Annotated in this window: 15 protein-coding genes; 8 read left to right on the forward strand and 7 right to left on the reverse strand. The window is 59.6% G+C overall.

All coding sequences use genetic code 11. From position 1 onward, the window contains the following. The first annotated feature begins 132 nt into the window (after positions 1 to 132). The 4 genes from ACR0MO_RS03930 to grxD all read left to right on the forward strand — a co-directional run bounded on the left by ACR0MO_RS03930 (position 133) and on the right by grxD (position 5,550). The gene (locus tag ACR0MO_RS03930) at positions 133 to 2,385 is read left to right on the forward strand and encodes a mechanosensitive ion channel family protein (RefSeq protein ID WP_480889805.1); all 2,253 of its coding nucleotides are present in this window, start codon (positions 133 to 135) and stop codon (positions 2,383 to 2,385) included. A 190-nt stretch (positions 2,386 to 2,575) separates the two neighbouring features. After that, on the forward strand, positions 2,576 to 4,735 hold the full coding sequence (gene purL / locus ACR0MO_RS03935) for a phosphoribosylformylglycinamidine synthase subunit PurL (RefSeq protein WP_480872788.1): 2,160 nt from the start codon (positions 2,576 to 2,578) through the stop codon (positions 4,733 to 4,735). Positions 4,736 to 4,880: 145 nt separating this feature from the next. Beyond that, on the forward strand, positions 4,881 to 5,117 hold the full coding sequence (locus tag ACR0MO_RS03940) for a BolA/IbaG family iron-sulfur metabolism protein (RefSeq protein ID WP_039530494.1): 237 nt from the start codon (positions 4,881 to 4,883) through the stop codon (positions 5,115 to 5,117). A 70-nt stretch (positions 5,118 to 5,187) separates the two neighbouring features. Next, positions 5,188 to 5,550, forward strand: a complete 363-nt coding sequence (grxD, locus tag ACR0MO_RS03945) for a Grx4 family monothiol glutaredoxin (protein WP_170450887.1) — start codon at positions 5,188 to 5,190, stop codon at positions 5,548 to 5,550. Positions 5,551 to 5,557: 7 nt separating this feature from the next. Here the strand turns inward: grxD and ACR0MO_RS03950 are convergent, their stop codons facing one another. Genes ACR0MO_RS03950 through ACR0MO_RS03960 form a run of 3 tightly spaced genes read right to left on the reverse strand, consistent with a single transcriptional unit; the run spans position 5,558 to position 7,157 of the window. Beyond that, positions 5,558 to 5,908: an MliC family protein gene (locus ACR0MO_RS03950; RefSeq protein WP_170621760.1), complete on the reverse strand. Its 351-nt coding sequence runs from the start codon at positions 5,906 to 5,908 to the stop codon at positions 5,558 to 5,560. Continuing rightward, positions 5,905 to 6,300 (reverse strand): cell division protein ZapA, encoded by a 396-nt coding sequence (locus ACR0MO_RS03955; protein WP_170621759.1) that lies wholly within the window; start codon positions 6,298 to 6,300, stop codon positions 5,905 to 5,907. The genes ACR0MO_RS03950 and ACR0MO_RS03955 overlap by 4 nt, the downstream gene beginning before the upstream one ends. Continuing rightward, a complete protein-coding gene (locus tag ACR0MO_RS03960) occupies positions 6,300 to 7,157 on the reverse strand; it encodes a coiled-coil domain-containing protein (RefSeq protein WP_170621758.1) in 858 nt (285 codons plus the stop codon). The genes ACR0MO_RS03955 and ACR0MO_RS03960 overlap by 1 nt, the downstream gene beginning before the upstream one ends. A 236-nt stretch (positions 7,158 to 7,393) precedes the next feature. Here ACR0MO_RS03960 and tkt point away from each other — a divergent pair, with 236 nt between their 5' ends. Beyond that, on the forward strand, positions 7,394 to 9,415 hold the full coding sequence (gene tkt, locus ACR0MO_RS03965; RefSeq protein ID WP_170450894.1) for a transketolase: 2,022 nt from the start codon (positions 7,394 to 7,396) through the stop codon (positions 9,413 to 9,415). Positions 9,416 to 9,463: 48 nt separating this feature from the next. On the opposite strand, the gene ACR0MO_RS03970 is transcribed toward tkt, so the two are convergent. Continuing rightward, positions 9,464 to 10,264: a thioesterase family protein gene (locus tag ACR0MO_RS03970; protein ID WP_480889808.1), complete on the reverse strand. Its 801-nt coding sequence runs from the start codon at positions 10,262 to 10,264 to the stop codon at positions 9,464 to 9,466. 89 nt (positions 10,265 to 10,353) lie between these two features. Further along, positions 10,354 to 11,325: a DUF808 domain-containing protein gene (locus tag ACR0MO_RS03975; RefSeq protein ID WP_480889811.1), complete on the reverse strand. Its 972-nt coding sequence runs from the start codon at positions 11,323 to 11,325 to the stop codon at positions 10,354 to 10,356. Between the two features lie 181 nt (positions 11,326 to 11,506). Here ACR0MO_RS03975 and gap (ACR0MO_RS03980) point away from each other — a divergent pair, with 181 nt between their 5' ends. The 3 genes from gap (ACR0MO_RS03980) (at position 11,507) to gap (ACR0MO_RS03990) (ending at position 13,821) form a co-directional block, all read left to right on the forward strand. After that, positions 11,507 to 12,508 (forward strand): type I glyceraldehyde-3-phosphate dehydrogenase, encoded by a 1,002-nt coding sequence (gene gap / locus ACR0MO_RS03980; protein WP_170450900.1) that lies wholly within the window; start codon positions 11,507 to 11,509, stop codon positions 12,506 to 12,508. 71 nt (positions 12,509 to 12,579) lie between these two features. Next, positions 12,580 to 12,723, forward strand: coding sequence for a hypothetical protein (locus ACR0MO_RS03985; RefSeq protein WP_170450902.1), 144 nt, complete (start codon positions 12,580 to 12,582; stop codon positions 12,721 to 12,723). Between the two features lie 93 nt (positions 12,724 to 12,816). Then, on the forward strand, positions 12,817 to 13,821 hold the full coding sequence (gene gap / locus ACR0MO_RS03990; RefSeq protein ID WP_170450904.1) for a type I glyceraldehyde-3-phosphate dehydrogenase: 1,005 nt from the start codon (positions 12,817 to 12,819) through the stop codon (positions 13,819 to 13,821). Here the strand turns inward: gap (ACR0MO_RS03990) and coaD are convergent. Both coaD and ACR0MO_RS04000 read right to left on the reverse strand, forming a co-directional pair. Beyond that, positions 13,813 to 14,304 carry a pantetheine-phosphate adenylyltransferase gene (coaD, locus tag ACR0MO_RS03995; RefSeq protein WP_170450906.1) on the reverse strand — a complete coding sequence of 164 codons (492 nt, stop codon included), beginning with the start codon at positions 14,302 to 14,304 and terminating at the stop codon, positions 13,813 to 13,815. The two genes, gap (ACR0MO_RS03990) and coaD, sit on opposite strands and share 9 nt — an antisense overlap. An 84-nt stretch (positions 14,305 to 14,388) precedes the next feature. Next, entirely contained in the window at positions 14,389 to 14,826 is a 438-nt protein-coding gene (locus ACR0MO_RS04000; protein WP_170621754.1) for a CBS domain-containing protein, read from the reverse strand. Positions 14,827 to 14,869: the final 43 nt, after the last annotated feature.

The raw sequence follows: 14,869 nt of genomic DNA on the forward strand, positions 1-14,869 counted from the left end.
TGGCCGAGCTTAGTGCTCGGCCTTTTTTTTGGTTTCACGGGTTGTCAGGGCGGTGAAACTGCTGGGAAATCTGGCGGCTTGTGCCTATGATCCCGAAAAACAACTAAATTTTTCGCGATCGAGGACAAATCAATGTTCCACCCCCTACGCCTTTTGGCGGCGCTTTTGTCATTTGTGCTGATGACCGCGCCATTGCATGCGCAAATCGCCACAACGTCGTCATCGGACGCACATGCCACAGTGACCATCCCCGAGGACCTGACCCCGGAACAGGTAGATGGTCTGGTGGCCCGCATGTCGGACGATCAGGTCAGGTCGATCCTGTTGGAGCGTCTGGATGCCGTTGCCGAGAAAAACGCGGCAGAGGCGGAAGAAGTTGATGATCCGATCACGGAACTCAACGAAATCTGGACCGAAATGGTGACGTCGTGGACGCAGGTCATCATGACTGTGCCGAACATCTTCCATGCCCAGGTCGAGGCGGTTTCGAATTTCACGGGAACTTTTGGAGCCAGCGGAGCGCTTACACTTATGGGGTTGGTCCTGAGTGTTCTGGTCGTGGGCTTCATCGCGGAAAAGCTGTTTGAGCTGCTGACGCGTCGTTGGCATGTACAGGCTGAGGTTGAAGAAGAAGGCGATCTATGGGGCGCCGTCCGCTACCTGTTTGGTCGTTTCTGCCGAGAAATCGCCGGGCTTGTGGTGTTCTATGTGGTGATCCGCGCGGTCGGTCGCGGCCTTTTGTCTGCAGAACAAATCACCTATGCCGCGCCTTTCGTGTTCTATCTGATCTGGGTTCCGCGACTGGGTGCAGCCGCCTCGCGTTTCATTCTCGCACCCAAAAAACCGCATTACCGTTTGGTCAATATTGACGATCACTGGGCGAAATACCTGCATCGTAACCTGATTGGCCTGCTGATCTTGATCGGCTTCACGCTGTTCCTGTTGCACTTCAACCGGCTGAACGGGATCACCAGCGGCGAGACGCGCATTGGTTTCTGGCTGAACGCGGGGATTCACATCTATATCGGCGTCATCGCGTGGAAAGCGCGTGAGGGCCTGTCGCAGATGATGCTGGGCACCGACCCGGACCACACAAAATTCGACGAGGAAGTGGCGCACTACTATCCCTACTTCGCGATCGGTGTCTCGGCGGCGATCTGGCTATTGGTCGAGTTTCTGGTGGCTCAGCGCGATCCGTCGTCGCTTGCGCTTCTGGTTCAGGGCGCGCATTTCGCCACGATGTTCTGGCTGCTGATCGCGCCTGCGCTGGATACGTTAATCCGGGGTCTGGTGCGTCACCTGCAACCGCCAATGCTGGGCGAAGGCCCGGTGGCCGAGCAGGCCTACAGATCGACCAAACGCAGCTATATCCGCATTGGTCGCGTTCTGGCCGGTATCCTTGTGATCCTGATGATCGCCAAAGCCTGGAACCTGAACCTGCAGGAAATCGCAGGCGGCGCGCAGGAAGAAGGCAGCCGGCTGATCCAGTTCTTCATCATCATCGCGGTCGGCTACATCCTGAACGAGGTCGTCTCGCTTTGGATCAACCGTCGCCTGGCGAAAGAGATGACCGCCGATCAAAGCCCCGATGAAGAGGCTGGCGAAGGCGGCGGTTCGGGCGGATCGCGTCTGGCGACGGTTCTGCCGCTGCTGCGCGTCACGGCTCAGGTCGCGATTGCGGTGATCTTCCTTCTGCTGGCGCTGGGGGCCTTGGGTCTCGATATCACGCCGTTGCTGGCGGGTGCCGGTATCCTTGGTCTGGCCATCGGTTTCGGCGCGCAAAAACTGGTCTCGGACATTGTGGGCGGGATCTTCTTCCTGATCGACGATGCCTTCCGCGTGGGCGAATATGTCGATGTGGGCGGCACCACCGGCACGGTCGAGAAGATCTCGATCCGGTCGATGCAACTGCGCCACCATCGCGGGCCGGTGCACACCATTCCTTACGGTGAGATTCAGAAGCTGACCAATTACAGCCGCGACTGGGTCATCATGAAGCTGAAATTCACCGTGCCTTTCGACACCGACCCCAACAAGGTCAAGAAGATCTTCAAGAAGATCGGTGCCGAGATGATGGAGGACGAGACTCACAAGGATGGCTTCCTGCAGCCCTTCAAGTCGCAGGGTGTGTTCGACTTTGACGATGTCGGCATGATCATCCGCGGCAAGTTCATGGCCAAGCCGGGCAAACAATTCACCCTGCGCAAGGAAATCTTCAATCGGGTCAAGGCGTCGTTCAAGGAAAACGGCATCGACTTTGCCCGCCGCGAAGTGCGTGTTGCGATCCCGGGTCTGGATGAGGCCGAGAACCTGACGGATGAACAAAAGGCAGCCGTAGGTGCAGCAGCGGCGGATGCCGCCAACAAGGCGCAAAACCCCGCGTAACGATACGCAGCCAGCCCTCATTCTGTTGATGGCTGGCCGCTGAATTGCAAGGAAAGAACACGGAACCGCCCCTACCGTCGGTTCCGTTTTTCTTTGCCATAACCGCCCTGCGCTGACTTGGCCCTTTCCACAGGCCGCCCCTTGCCCTAAAAGGCGCGCAATCTCGGCCCACTTGGACACAGGACAGACGATGCAAGAGCCCGCTATCACACCCGATCTGATTGCCGCACACGGGCTCAAGCCCGAGGAATACGACATGATCCTCGAGATCATCGGGCGCGAGCCTTCCTTCACCGAATTGGGCATCTTCTCGGCCATGTGGAACGAGCACTGTTCCTACAAGTCGTCCAAAAAATGGCTGCGCACCCTGCCGACCTCTGGCCCTCAGGTGATCTGCGGTCCGGGCGAAAACGCCGGTGTAGTCGATATTGGCGACGGACAAGCCGTGGTCTTCAAGATGGAAAGCCACAACCACCCCTCGTATATCGAACCCTATCAGGGTGCGGCCACTGGCGTGGGTGGCATCCTGCGTGACGTCTTTACCATGGGTGCGCGTCCCATCGCCTCGATGAACGCGCTGTCGTTTGGTGAGCCCGGCCACCACAAGACCCGTCAACTGGTGAACGGCGTGGTTGAAGGCATCGGCGGCTATGGCAACTGTTTCGGCGTGCCTTGCGTCGGCGGCGAAGTGCGGTTCCATCCCGCCTATAACGGCAACTGCCTTGTGAACGCATTTGCCGCCGGTCTGGCCGACAGCGACAAGATTTTCTACTCGGCCGCATCGGGCGTCGGGATGCCGGTCGTCTATCTGGGTGCGAAAACCGGCCGTGACGGCGTTGGCGGTGCGACCATGGCCTCGGCCGAATTCGACGACACTATCGAAGAAAAGCGCCCCACCGTTCAGGTCGGCGACCCCTTCACCGAAAAGCGCCTGATGGAGGCGACGCTGGAGCTGATGCAGACCGGTGCCGTGATCTCGATCCAGGATATGGGCGCGGCGGGTCTGACCTGTTCTGCCGTGGAAATGGGCGACAAGGGCGGTCTGGGCGTGCGCCTTGATCTGGAAAACGTCCCCCAGCGCGAAGAGAACATGACAGCGTACGAGATGATGCTGTCGGAATCTCAGGAACGCATGCTGATGGTGCTGAAGCCCGAGCTTGAGGCCGAGGCCCGCGCCGTGTTCGAGAAATGGGATCTGGATTTTGCCATCGTTGGCGAGACCATTGCCGAAGACCGCTTTCTGATCATGCATAATGGTGAGGTCAAAGCCGATCTGGTCCTGTCCAAACTGTCCTCGACCGCGCCGGAATACGACCGCCCATGGGAGCCAACCCCCGAGGCCGCACCGCTGGAGGATGTACCGCAGATCGATCCCATTGACGGTCTGCGCGCCCTGCTCGCCTCGCCCAACTACGCGGGCAAGCAATGGGTTTATGAACAATACGACACCATGGTCATGGCCGACAGCGCCCGCACACCCGGCCTGGGCGCAGGCATGGTCCGCGTCCACGGCACTGACAAGGTGCTGGCCTTCACCAGCGACGTGACGCCGCGCTACGTGCGGGCCAACCCGGTCGAAGGCGGCAAACAGGCGGTGGCCGAGGCCTATCGCAACCTGACTGCCGTCGGGGCCAAACCGCTGGCCACCACCGACAACCTGAACTTCGGCAACCCCGAAAAGCCCGAGATCATGGGTCAGTTCGTTGGTGCCATTCAGGGCATCGGCGCCGCCGTCGGCGCGCTGGACATGCCCATCGTGTCCGGCAACGTGTCGCTTTATAACGAGACCGACGGTCAGGCGATCCTGCCCACCCCGACCATCGGTGCCGTGGGTCTGCTGAACCATTCCGATGAAATCATCGGCAATGAGGTTCGCGAGGGCCATGTTGCCCTGATCATCGGCGAGACAAATGGCCATCTTGGCCAATCCGCCCTGCTGGCCGAAGTGTTCAATCGCGAAGACGGCGACGCCCCGCATGTCGATCTGGACGCTGAGAAACGCAACGGTGATTTCATCCGCGCCAACCGCGAGATGATCAAGGCCTGCACCGATCTGGGCGATGGCGGCCTGGCGCTGGCCGCGTTCGAACTGGCCGAGGCAGCTGGCGTAGGCGTCCAACTCGACGAAGCCCCGACCGAGTTCCTGTTCGGCGAGGATCAGGCCCGCTATCTGGTCGCCTGCAACTTTGATCAGGCCGAGGCGCTGATGATCGCCGCCGGTCAGGCCGGTGTACCGCTGGTCTCGGTCGGTCGTTTCACCGGCGACAGCGTCAAGATCGGCGCGTCCGAGGCATCGCTGGCGGATTTGCAAGACACGTTCCGCACCAGCTTTGCGGCGGCTGTTGCCTGACCTACAGGCTTCTTCTCGTCCCAAATACGGACATCCTGCGCGCGCAACCGAGCGCAGGATTTGCCGGTTTTGTCCGCGCGTGCCATCTTGCACGCCCCGCCCCATCGCTCTACATCTTGGGAAAGACTTTCAGGAGTAAATCTACATGCCGATGAGCGCCCACGAAATTGAAACCCTGCTGCGCGAGAGCTTTCCCAACGCGGAAATTCAGGTTGGCGGCAGCGATGGCGTGCATATGTCCGCCATGGTCGTGGACGAAAGCTTTCGCGGCAAAAACCGCGTTCAGCAGCAACGCGCCGTTTACGCGGCCTTGAAAGGCAAGATGGACGGCCCGGACGGAGAGTTGCACGCGCTGGCGCTGACCACGAAAGTCCCAGAATAGCTCTTGGTTTTCCGCAGAAAACAGAGATCCCAATGCATTCCCTAAAGGGAAGACCACAAGGAAACGCGAAATGACCGATGTGAAAACCCAGATCGATGAAACCGTCAAAGCCAATGACGTGGTTCTGTATATGAAAGGCACCAAAGAGATGCCACAATGTGGCTTCTCATCCCGTGTGGCTGGCGTGCTTAACTATATGGGCGTCGACTATGCCGACGTGAACGTTCTGGCCGATGACGCGGTGCGTCAGGGCATCAAGGACTACTCGGACTGGCCGACCGTGCCGCAGCTATATGTCAAAGGTGAGTTTGTCGGCGGCTGCGACATCGTAACCGAGATGACCTTGTCGGGTGAACTGGACACGTTGTTTGACGAAAACGGCGTTGGCTACAACAAGGAAGCCGCAGACAAAATCCGCGAAGCAAACGCGTGATCCAGCCTTAGCGGCTGGAGCAATTCTGATAGATCACCTGCTCGCTGGCGGCATCGCTTGCCGCCAGATAGCTGATGGACGCGTCCCACCCTTTCGAGCGCAGAACATAGGTGCCTTCCGTGTCGACGGATTCGTAGCGGATGCCCGAACCGCTTTCGACCTGACGCAACGCAACAAGGGTGTTGTCCACAATAGTCGCCGCCGCACCCGTCCCGTCAGCAGCGTTGAAATAGGTGACCGGCAGCGGCACACCGTTTTCGCAGGCGAAGGTCACAGACAGAATGTCGATCTCGGCCAACGCTGCCGAAGCAGACATCGCGACCAGTGCGCCACCGGCCAGAACACATAGCTTGTTCATTGGGATTTCTTCTCCTCAACGACCGAGGCAATGGCTTCGGCCCGTGCCGCCAATTCGGCCAGCGTATCGGTCACCGAAGGCGGAACCACCGCAACCTCGACCCGTTCCGGCTCGGGCGCAGGGGCGTTGCGCAGGGTGTTCAGCTCGGTTTCGGCCTCGGCCAGTTTGGCTTCCAGCGCCTTGACCTTATCCTCGGTCGCAGCCGTTTTGTCGGCCAGCATCAGACCCGCCATCAACAGCATCCGGGATTCCGGCATCCGGCCGATCTGATCCGACAGGACCTGAGCCTCATCATCCAGCATCTTTGCGGCGGATTGCAGAAACACCTCTTCCCCGTCCTGACAGGACACATCGAATCCGCGCCCGCCGATATGAATGGTAACCTCGGGCATTATTCCACCTCACCTTCCGCAAGTTTCGCCTGGTTCAGCAACGGCTCCAGCCGCGCCAGAACCGCGTGGGCCTCAGCCGCATCGGTTGCCTGCGCTGCGCGCGTCGCCTCCAATTCCGCGATCGTCGCCCGGTTCAGAAGTTCGGCATCTGTCACGCCTTGTTCCGCTGCGGCCCGCAACTCATCTACCGAGCCGCGAAGTTGTTCGTTGGCTTTGCGCATCCGTTGCAGATCATCATCCAGCCGAGACATCGCTGCCCCATGGCTGGCCCGTTCGGCGCGCAACATCTCAAGCTCGGCGCTCAGGTCGCCAACACGTTCCGTATCGGCAAGTTCCGCCCGCAACCGGCTGTTTTCCGCCTCAATCTGCTTGGCCTGCGCCACAAGCGCCTGAAGCTGTTCCAACTCGGCCTGCAAGGGCGCGGTATCATCAAGCTCCTCAAGCTCGGCTTTCAGCTGTTCATTCTCGGCCTTCAGTGTGTCCAGTTCTTCCGAGTTTTCCAACGCGGCCTTGGCGTCGGCCAATTCCGCACGGGCCGCTTCGACCGATGCCAGCTTTGCAGTCGCCTCGGCCAGTTGTTCGCGCAGTGTCTCGGTTTCGGACCCATCGCCCGAGGCCCCGCGGGCCTGATCCAATTCTGCGCGCAGCCCGTCGACTTCCTGTTCATGCCGTTCTTTCAGGGACTTCAGCCGTTCCTGTAGCTGAGCGTTCGCGACGCGTTCATCCTCAAGCTCGGCCTTCAACCCTTCATCCGCGTCGCCACTGCCGGGGGCTGCGTCCTGCAAGGCGTCGACGCCCGCGCCAATGCGCTCCATCGCTGCAATAATGCGATGCTGTAATTCCTCGATCTGGCTCATGCCCCTGTCACCTCTTTATCAAGGTTCGTTCTGTTGCAGGGTGACCCGAATCAACGTCATCCCCCGCCTGCAAGTAGTTTAGCGGAATGCGGCGGGAAATACCCACTGTTTGGTTTCAACAACTTGGACTGCTCTCTTGAAGCGCCTGGTCTTTGTGACACGCGGTTCTGCTTGCACTTTGAGGGGTGGATGCTATTGAGCGCGCAATCTGCTTCAAATCCAAAGGAACAACGCCCGTGGACCTGACTGCGCTGCGCAATGCCAACCCCGAACACTGGGACAAAGCTGCGGCCATCCGCACCCTGACCCTGGACGCCGTCGCCGCCGCCAATTCCGGCCATTCCGGCATGCCGATGGGCATGGCCGATGTTGCGACCGTGCTGTTCGAAAAGCACCTGAAATTCGACGCCGCAAACCCCAGCTGGCCCGACCGTGATCGGTTCATCCTATCGGCAGGCCATGGCTCGATGCTGGTCTATTCGCTGCTGTATCTTACGGGTCATGCCGACGTCACACTGGACGAGATCAAGAATTTCCGGCAGCTGGGCGCGAAAACCGCCGGTCACCCGGAAAACTTCCTGATCGATGGCGTTGAAACCACCACCGGCCCGCTGGGTCAGGGTATTTCGAACGCGGTTGGCTTTGCCATGGCCGAGGAAATTCAGCGCGCCCATTACGGCAAGAAGGTTGTCGATCACTATACTTACGTGATCGCAGGCGACGGTTGCCTGATGGAGGGTGTCAGCCAAGAGGCGATCACCCTGGCGGGCCGTCACGAACTCAGCAAGCTGATCGTCTTCTGGGACAACAACAACATCACCATCGACGGCACCGTCGACATTGCAGACCGCACCGATCAGGTGCGCCGTTTCGCAGCCTCGGGCTGGCATGTGATCGAGATCGACGGCCACGACCCCAAGGCCATCGATGCCGCTATCGTGGACGCGAAGAAATCCAGCAAGCCGACCATGATCGCATGTGAAAGCCATATCGCGCTGGGTCACGCGGCGCAGGACACGTCGAAAGGCCACGGCGCGCTGACCGATCAGGATCAGTTGAAAGCCGCCAAAGACGGCTATGGCTGGCCGCATGATGCGTTCGAAATCCCCGCGAATGTCAAATCCGCTTGGGAGGCCATCGGCTCGCGCGGTGCTGCTGAACGTGCCGCATGGGAAGAACGTTTTGCGCAACTGTCCGAACGCAAACAGGCCGAATTCAACCGTGCCTACGCGTTTGAGGCCCCCAAGAAACTGGCCAGCGCAATCCGTGCGTTCAAAAAGCAGGTGTCGGAAGATCAGCCCAAGCTGGCCACCCGCGCCTCGTCTGAAAAGGTTCTGAACGTCGTGAACCCGATCATGACCGAAACCGTTGGCGGCTCGGCTGACCTGACCGGTTCGAACAACACTAAATCAGCCGATATGGGTGTGTTCCTGCCGGAAAACCGTAAGGGTCGTTACATCCATTACGGTATCCGTGAACACGGTATGGCCGCCGCGATGAACGGCATGGCGCTGCATGGCGGCATCCGCCCCTATGGCGGTACGTTTATGGCGTTTACCGACTATGCCCGCCCGTCCATGCGTCTGGCGGCACTGATGAAGATCCCGTCGGTTTTTGTGATGACCCATGACTCGATCGGTCTGGGCGAAGACGGCCCGACCCACCAGCCGGTCGAGCATCTGGCAATCTCGCGCGCGACGCCGAACACCTATGTGTTCCGCCCCGCCGATACAGTTGAAACGGCTGAGGCATGGGAACTGGCGCTGACCTTCAAGGACAGCCCCTCGGTCCTGTCACTGACCCGTCAGGGCGTACCGACCGTGCGCAAGGATCACAAGACCAAGAACCTGACGGCGCAAGGCGCTTATGTTCTGGCCGAGGCCGAAGGCAAACGTCAGGCCATCCTGATTGCCACCGGGTCCGAGGTTTCGCTGGCGATGGACGTCAAAGCGATGCTCGAAGCCGAAGGCATCGGCACCCGCGTCGTCTCGATGCCCTGCATGGAGCTGTTCGCGCAGCAGGACGAAGCTTATCGCAAGCGCGTTCTGCCCGCCGGTGCCGTGCGCGTCGGGATCGAGGCCGCCGTTCGCGCCGGTGGCTGGGATCGCTGGCTGCTGGGCGAGCGTGGCCGCGAAGCCAAAGCGGGCTTCATCGGCATGTCTAGCTTTGGCGCATCGGCCCCTGCGGGTGAGCTTTACAAGCATTTCGGCATCACCGCCGAAGCGACCGTCGCCAAGGTCAAGGAATTGCTGGGCTAAACCCAAGCGCTCAACCCAAAAGCCCCGGCCAGCGCCGGGGCTTTTTTGTCAGACGAAGATGATAACCGACTGCATCCCGTCCACGATCAGATCGCCGTCGGTATTCCACACCCGCATGACCTGCGAGCTATAACCGTCGCGCCCTGCCGTCAGTTGATGTTCCAGCAGCCACCAGCCATCGCGAGTGTGAACATCCTCGGACAACACGTTGAAAATCCAGTTCATTGATGAATTCGGGCCGGGTTTCTTCAAGGTCGGATAGATCGCAGGCGGTGGCAGATCCGCGACCGAGATCAGCCCTTCCATCCGATCCCACATTCGCGGGTCACGGTGCCGCGCCCATAAACGCAAGTACCCGTGTTCCGCACCCGAAAACGGCAAAGAGCCTTCCACCCGTTTGACATCGAAATTCTCAAGGAACGGAATTGGCGGACGCGGCAAGCCCGGCGGGAAATAGGGATCACAGGCTTCGGGGTCCGGGGCGGGTTTTGCGGGGTGGTCAAATGCAACATGGCTGTCCTGCGCATGACCGAACGAGAAAGTGGCGGTTGCCGCCACCTGCCCTTCAATCTCGGCGCGGGCGCTGATGATTGTCACATTGCGGCCCTGGCGCAAAACCTCGGTACTGATCGTGGGCGCAGCGCCAATCGGGGCTGTGAAATTGATCAGAGCGGATCGCAAAGGCGGCAGGCCCTTATGATGTGCGTGGACAGTTGACAGCATCAGGGCCGAGGAAAACCCGCCAAAGGTCGTGCGGCCCTGCATCCAGTTCTGGGGCACAGTGAAACTCAGGCCGTTGTCTTTGGCGACCCGCGCCTCAAGAACATCGATCAAAGACTGATTGGGCATGAGGGTTCCAATTCTTCTGTGTCTCACCCGACACTAGCCGCCTGACAACACATCACCATCACAACCCAACGTCACATTCGTATTCTGCTTCAGTGCTTCTCGGCTGATCCGCTGAAAGCGCCCATCATCGGACCGACAACCTTGGTCGCGACCGGGATCAGAACAAAGCCCCAGGCCAGACCGAACACGCCGTCCATAGTCGCCTTGGACACCCACTCAATCACACCGACCCACTGGCCGGATGCCATATGACCAAGCGCATAAGCCCAATCGTGAATATGATGACCAAGCCAGCCAAAGCCCAGAACCTCCATCCCGTGGATGACAATCGATCCGCCGACCCACAACATCGCCGCCGTGCCGACGATGGACAGAATTTTCATGACCACCGGCATGGCCTTGACCAGACCCCGGCCTGTCCCACGCCCAATCGGCGTTGGCGCGTTCTGCGCCAGAAACAGCCCGACATCGTCCATCTTCACGATCAATGCGACCGATCCGTAAACGGCCACGGTCACGCCGATGCCCACTACTGCCAGAGTCGCCGCCTGCATCCAGATATTCGGGGCCTCAATCGCCGCCAGTGCAATCGTCATGATCTCAGCCGACAGGACAAAGTCGGTCTTGATCGCGCCCTTGACCTTTTGTTCTTCAAGGTGGCCGGGATCGCGCACGCTCATGTCTTCTTCGATGGCGTGGCTGCCATGAGGGAACAGGGCGTGAAAGATCTTCTCGGCCCCTTCGAAACATAAATAAGACCCGCCAAGCATCAGTAGCGGAGTGATCAGCCACGGCGCGAAATTCGCCAACAACAGCGCGACTGGCAAAAGCAGGATAAGCTTGTTGAAGAACGACCCGCGTGCAATGCGCCAGATGATCGGCAACTCGCGCGCAGGTGCGAAACCCTGAACGTATTTCGGCGTCACCGCCGCGTCGTCGATGATCACGCCCGCCGTCTTGGCCCCGGCCTTACCGGCCGCTGCTACCACATCATCGACCGAGGCCGCAGCCACCTTGGCAATCCCCGCCACGTCGTCCAAAAGGGCCAACAGACCGCTCATTGCGCATCCTTTCCTGTCACCTGTCGCACCGCGACCCTACCCGATCTCACAGCTAGCGCAAGCGTTAGCGCAATCGCGTGAGGTTTGCGCTAACACCTTAAAAATATGCCGCTTTTGCCCTTTTGAGATTCCAATTTCGCCGCTATATGGCCAGCAACGCAAGCGCATCTGGAGACATCTCATGACCATTAAGGTCGGCATCAATGGTTTTGGCCGCATTGGCCGCTGTACCCTGTCGCATATCGCCGCCTCTGGCCGCAACGACATCGAAGTGATCAAGGTCAACGCAACCGGCCCGCTGGAGACTTCGGCGCATCTGTTGAAGTATGACAGCATTCATGGCCGTTTCCCGCGCGATGTATCGATTGACGGAAACACCATGGATCTGGGTCGCGGCCCGATGCAGATGTTCTCGACCTACGACATGAACGAGCTGGACTGGGAAGGCTGCGATGTCGTTCTGGAATGCACCGGCAAGTTCAATGACGGCATCAAGGCGAAAACGCACCTTGAGCGTGGCGCCGGCAAGGTTCTGCTGTCCGCACCGGGCAAGAATGTCGACAAGACCATCGTGTTTGGTGTCAACCACAACACCCTGACCGCGAATGACAACATGGTGTCGAACGGCTCGTGCACCACGAACTGCCTTGCCCCGCTTGCCAAGGTTCTGGATGAAGGTGTCGGCATCGAACATGGCATCATGACCACGATCCACGCCTATACCGGCGACCAGCCGACCCTGGACCGCCGCCATAGCGATCTGTATCGCGCCCGCGCTGCCGCGATGTCGATGATTCCAACCTCGACCGGTGCCGCCGCAGCGCTGGGTGAAGTGCTGCCCAACCTCAAGGGTCGTCTGGACGGCTCGGCCATCCGCGTGCCGACACCGAATGTCTCGGCCGTTGATCTGAGCTTTCGCGCCTCGCGCGATGTGACCGTCGAAGAGGTCAACGCCATCGTCGAAGAAGCCGCCAAAGGCCCGATGCAGCGCGTTCTGGGGTACGAGCCCGCGCCGCTGGTCTCGACCGACTTCAACCACACCGAAGAAAGCTCGATCTTCGCACCCGACCAGACCCGTGTTGTCGACAACCGCATGGTCCGCGTGCTGGCCTGGTATGACAACGAATGGGGCTTTTCGGTCCGCATGGCAGACGTTGCCGTTGCAATGGGTCGTCTTAACTGACCCTTCGGACTTCGCTTGTAGCTTTGCACCCGCTCAGGTTATCTGGGCGGGTGTTTTCGTTCGGGGACAGAATGACAAATCAACTCGCCATCTGGCTCGGATTGCTTATCCTCGGCGCGATCGTGCTGGACTATGCGCTGTTCGGACCCGAGCATTTGGTGTTCCTCAGCAAGAAGCTTTACGCCTTCCTGGACTGGGTCGCTTTCTGGCGCTGACGGAGGTTTTTCTTGACATTCGCGCCAATCTGGAATTGTTAGCGCTAACCAAGCCCAATTCGGGACTCTCTGACGAATGAAACGGAGCGCGACATGACACTCAAACTGGCAATCAACGGCTTTGGACGGATCGGGCGCGGAGTGCTACGGGCGGTCATGGAATCGGGCCGCACGGATGTGCAGATCGTGGCGATCAACGATCTGGCGAAACCCGAAATGAACGCGCATCTGTTCGAATTTGACAGCGTGCATGGCCGTTACCCCAACACAGTCACCCTAAGCGACGCAGGTCTTGACGTCGGCGCGGGCCCCATCCGTCTGACCAGTGAACGCGATCCCGAAGCGCTGGATTGGTCGGACGTCGATGTCGTGCTGGAATGCACCGGCGTCTTCCGGACGCGTGAAGCCGCTGAGCGTCATCTGAAGAACGGATCGAAGAAAGTGCTGATCTCGGCCCCCGCGCGTGGCGATGGTGGGGTCAAAACCGTGGTCTTCGGTGTCAACGACAGCGAACTGACCGCAGACGACATCATCGTCTCGAACGCGTCCTGCACCACCAACTGCTTGTCACCTGTTGCCGCGGCGCTGGATGCGGGGCTTGGCATTGTGCATGGTAACATGACCACCGTTCACGCCTATACGGCCAGCCAGCCGGTGCATGATACGGCGGGCAAAGACCCTTACCTGTCGCGCGCTGCCGCCTTGTCGATGATCCCGACAACCACCGGCGCGGCTGCTGCGGTCGGGCTTGTGCTGCCGCAACTTGCCGGAAAGCTGACCGGTCAGGCGATCCGGGTTCCTACCCCCAACGTCTCGGTTGTCGATCTGGTGGCTGAGGTATCGCGCCCGACGACCGAGGATGAGGTCAACGCGCTGTTCGTCGATGCTGCTGCGAAAATTCCCGGCGTACTGGCTGCGGAAAACCGGCCCTTGATCTCGGTCGATTTCAATCATGATTCCCACAGCTCGACCGTGTCGCTGGCCGAAACCAAGGTCACCGACGGCACCCTTGTGCGGGTGCTGGCGTGGTATGACAATGAATGGGGTTTCTCGAACCGGATGCTGGACACAGCCGCCGCGATGGGTGCCCTAGCCTAAGCGGTCGCGCAAGGCCGCGTGGACGCTGGGTGTGACGAATTTCGACACATCCCCGTTTAGCCGCGCGATTTCTTTGACCAGTTTCGAGGCGATGGCCTGGTGCCGCGCCTCGGCCATCAGAAACACGGTCTCGATTGAATCGTCGAGGGCACGGTTCATGCCGACCATCTGGAATTCATACTCAAAGTCGGCCACAGCCCGCAGACCGCGCACGATGATCTGGGCGCCCACATCGCGGGCGCAATCGATCAGCAGATTTTCAAAGGGATGAGCAACGATCTCGGTGCCGGTCTGTTCGGTCAGATGCGCGCATTCCGCCTCGATCATGGCGACACGTTCTTCCAGTGAGAACAACGGCCCTTTGTCGCGGTTGATCGCAACGCCGATCACCAGCTTGTCCACCAGCGCAGAGGCCCGACGGATGATATCAATATGACCCAGGGTAATCGGGTCAAAGGTTCCCGGATACAATCCAACCCGCATCAGGATCTCCTGCGCAACATTATTTCTGCGCTAGCAAACATAACTTTGACGCAGGTGCAAGGGGTGGAAACGCCCCCGACCAAGTCAATGGCCCATGATCATGCCCTGAAGGGCGTCCTTTTCCATCGCCAGTTCCGCCAGTTGCGCCTTGACGACATCGCCAAGGGTAACAATGCCGACCAGCTTGCCTTCTTCTACGACCGGCATGTGGCGAAAGCGCCCTTCGGTCATGCGTGACATGATGTCCTGCACCGTTGCCTGCCGCGTGGTCGTAACCAGGTCTGCGGTCATGTAGGAGCTCACCGGCTGATTCAGGCACCCGCTGCCGCTGGCAGCCAGTTCGCGGACGATATCGCGTTCGGACAGAATGCCCACCGCCGTCTGCCCACCGTCTTCGGATACGACAACGGTCCCGATCCGTTTCTCCGCCAGGATTTTTGACGCCTCAGAGACCGTCGCTGAAGGTTGAACCGTGACCACGCCTTCTGCGGCCTTGGACTTCAGAATGGCCTGAACGAGCATTAAGAACACCTCCGGAATAATAAACTTATTCCAAAGCGTTGCG

This window comes from Ruegeria sp. K5, from assembly GCF_056531805.1.

Excerpts from the sequence above, each read along its gene's own strand:
- ACR0MO_RS03930 (WP_480889805.1), top strand. The coding sequence starts at position 133 with ATGTTCCACCCCCTACGCCTTTTGGCGGCGCTTTTGTCATTTGTGCTG.
- purL (WP_480872788.1), top strand. The coding sequence starts at position 2,576 with ATGCAAGAGCCCGCTATCACACCCGATCTGATTGCCGCACACGGGCTC.
- ACR0MO_RS03940 (WP_039530494.1), top strand. The coding sequence starts at position 4,881 with ATGCCGATGAGCGCCCACGAAATTGAAACCCTGCTGCGCGAGAGCTTT.
- grxD (WP_170450887.1), top strand. The coding sequence starts at position 5,188 with ATGACCGATGTGAAAACCCAGATCGATGAAACCGTCAAAGCCAATGAC.
- ACR0MO_RS03950 (WP_170621760.1), bottom strand. The coding sequence starts at position 5,908 with ATGAACAAGCTATGTGTTCTGGCCGGTGGCGCACTGGTCGCGATGTCT.
- ACR0MO_RS03955 (WP_170621759.1), bottom strand. The coding sequence starts at position 6,300 with ATGCCCGAGGTTACCATTCATATCGGCGGGCGCGGATTCGATGTGTCC.
- ACR0MO_RS03960 (WP_170621758.1), bottom strand. The coding sequence starts at position 7,157 with ATGAGCCAGATCGAGGAATTACAGCATCGCATTATTGCAGCGATGGAG.
- ACR0MO_RS03970 (WP_480889808.1), bottom strand. The coding sequence starts at position 10,264 with ATGCCCAATCAGTCTTTGATCGATGTTCTTGAGGCGCGGGTCGCCAAA.
- ACR0MO_RS03975 (WP_480889811.1), bottom strand. The coding sequence starts at position 11,325 with ATGAGCGGTCTGTTGGCCCTTTTGGACGACGTGGCGGGGATTGCCAAG.
- gap (WP_170450900.1), top strand. The coding sequence starts at position 11,507 with ATGACCATTAAGGTCGGCATCAATGGTTTTGGCCGCATTGGCCGCTGT.
- ACR0MO_RS03985 (WP_170450902.1), top strand. The coding sequence starts at position 12,580 with ATGACAAATCAACTCGCCATCTGGCTCGGATTGCTTATCCTCGGCGCG.
- gap (WP_170450904.1), top strand. The coding sequence starts at position 12,817 with ATGACACTCAAACTGGCAATCAACGGCTTTGGACGGATCGGGCGCGGA.
- coaD (WP_170450906.1), bottom strand. The coding sequence starts at position 14,304 with ATGCGGGTTGGATTGTATCCGGGAACCTTTGACCCGATTACCCTGGGT.
- ACR0MO_RS04000 (WP_170621754.1), bottom strand. The coding sequence starts at position 14,826 with ATGCTCGTTCAGGCCATTCTGAAGTCCAAGGCCGCAGAAGGCGTGGTC.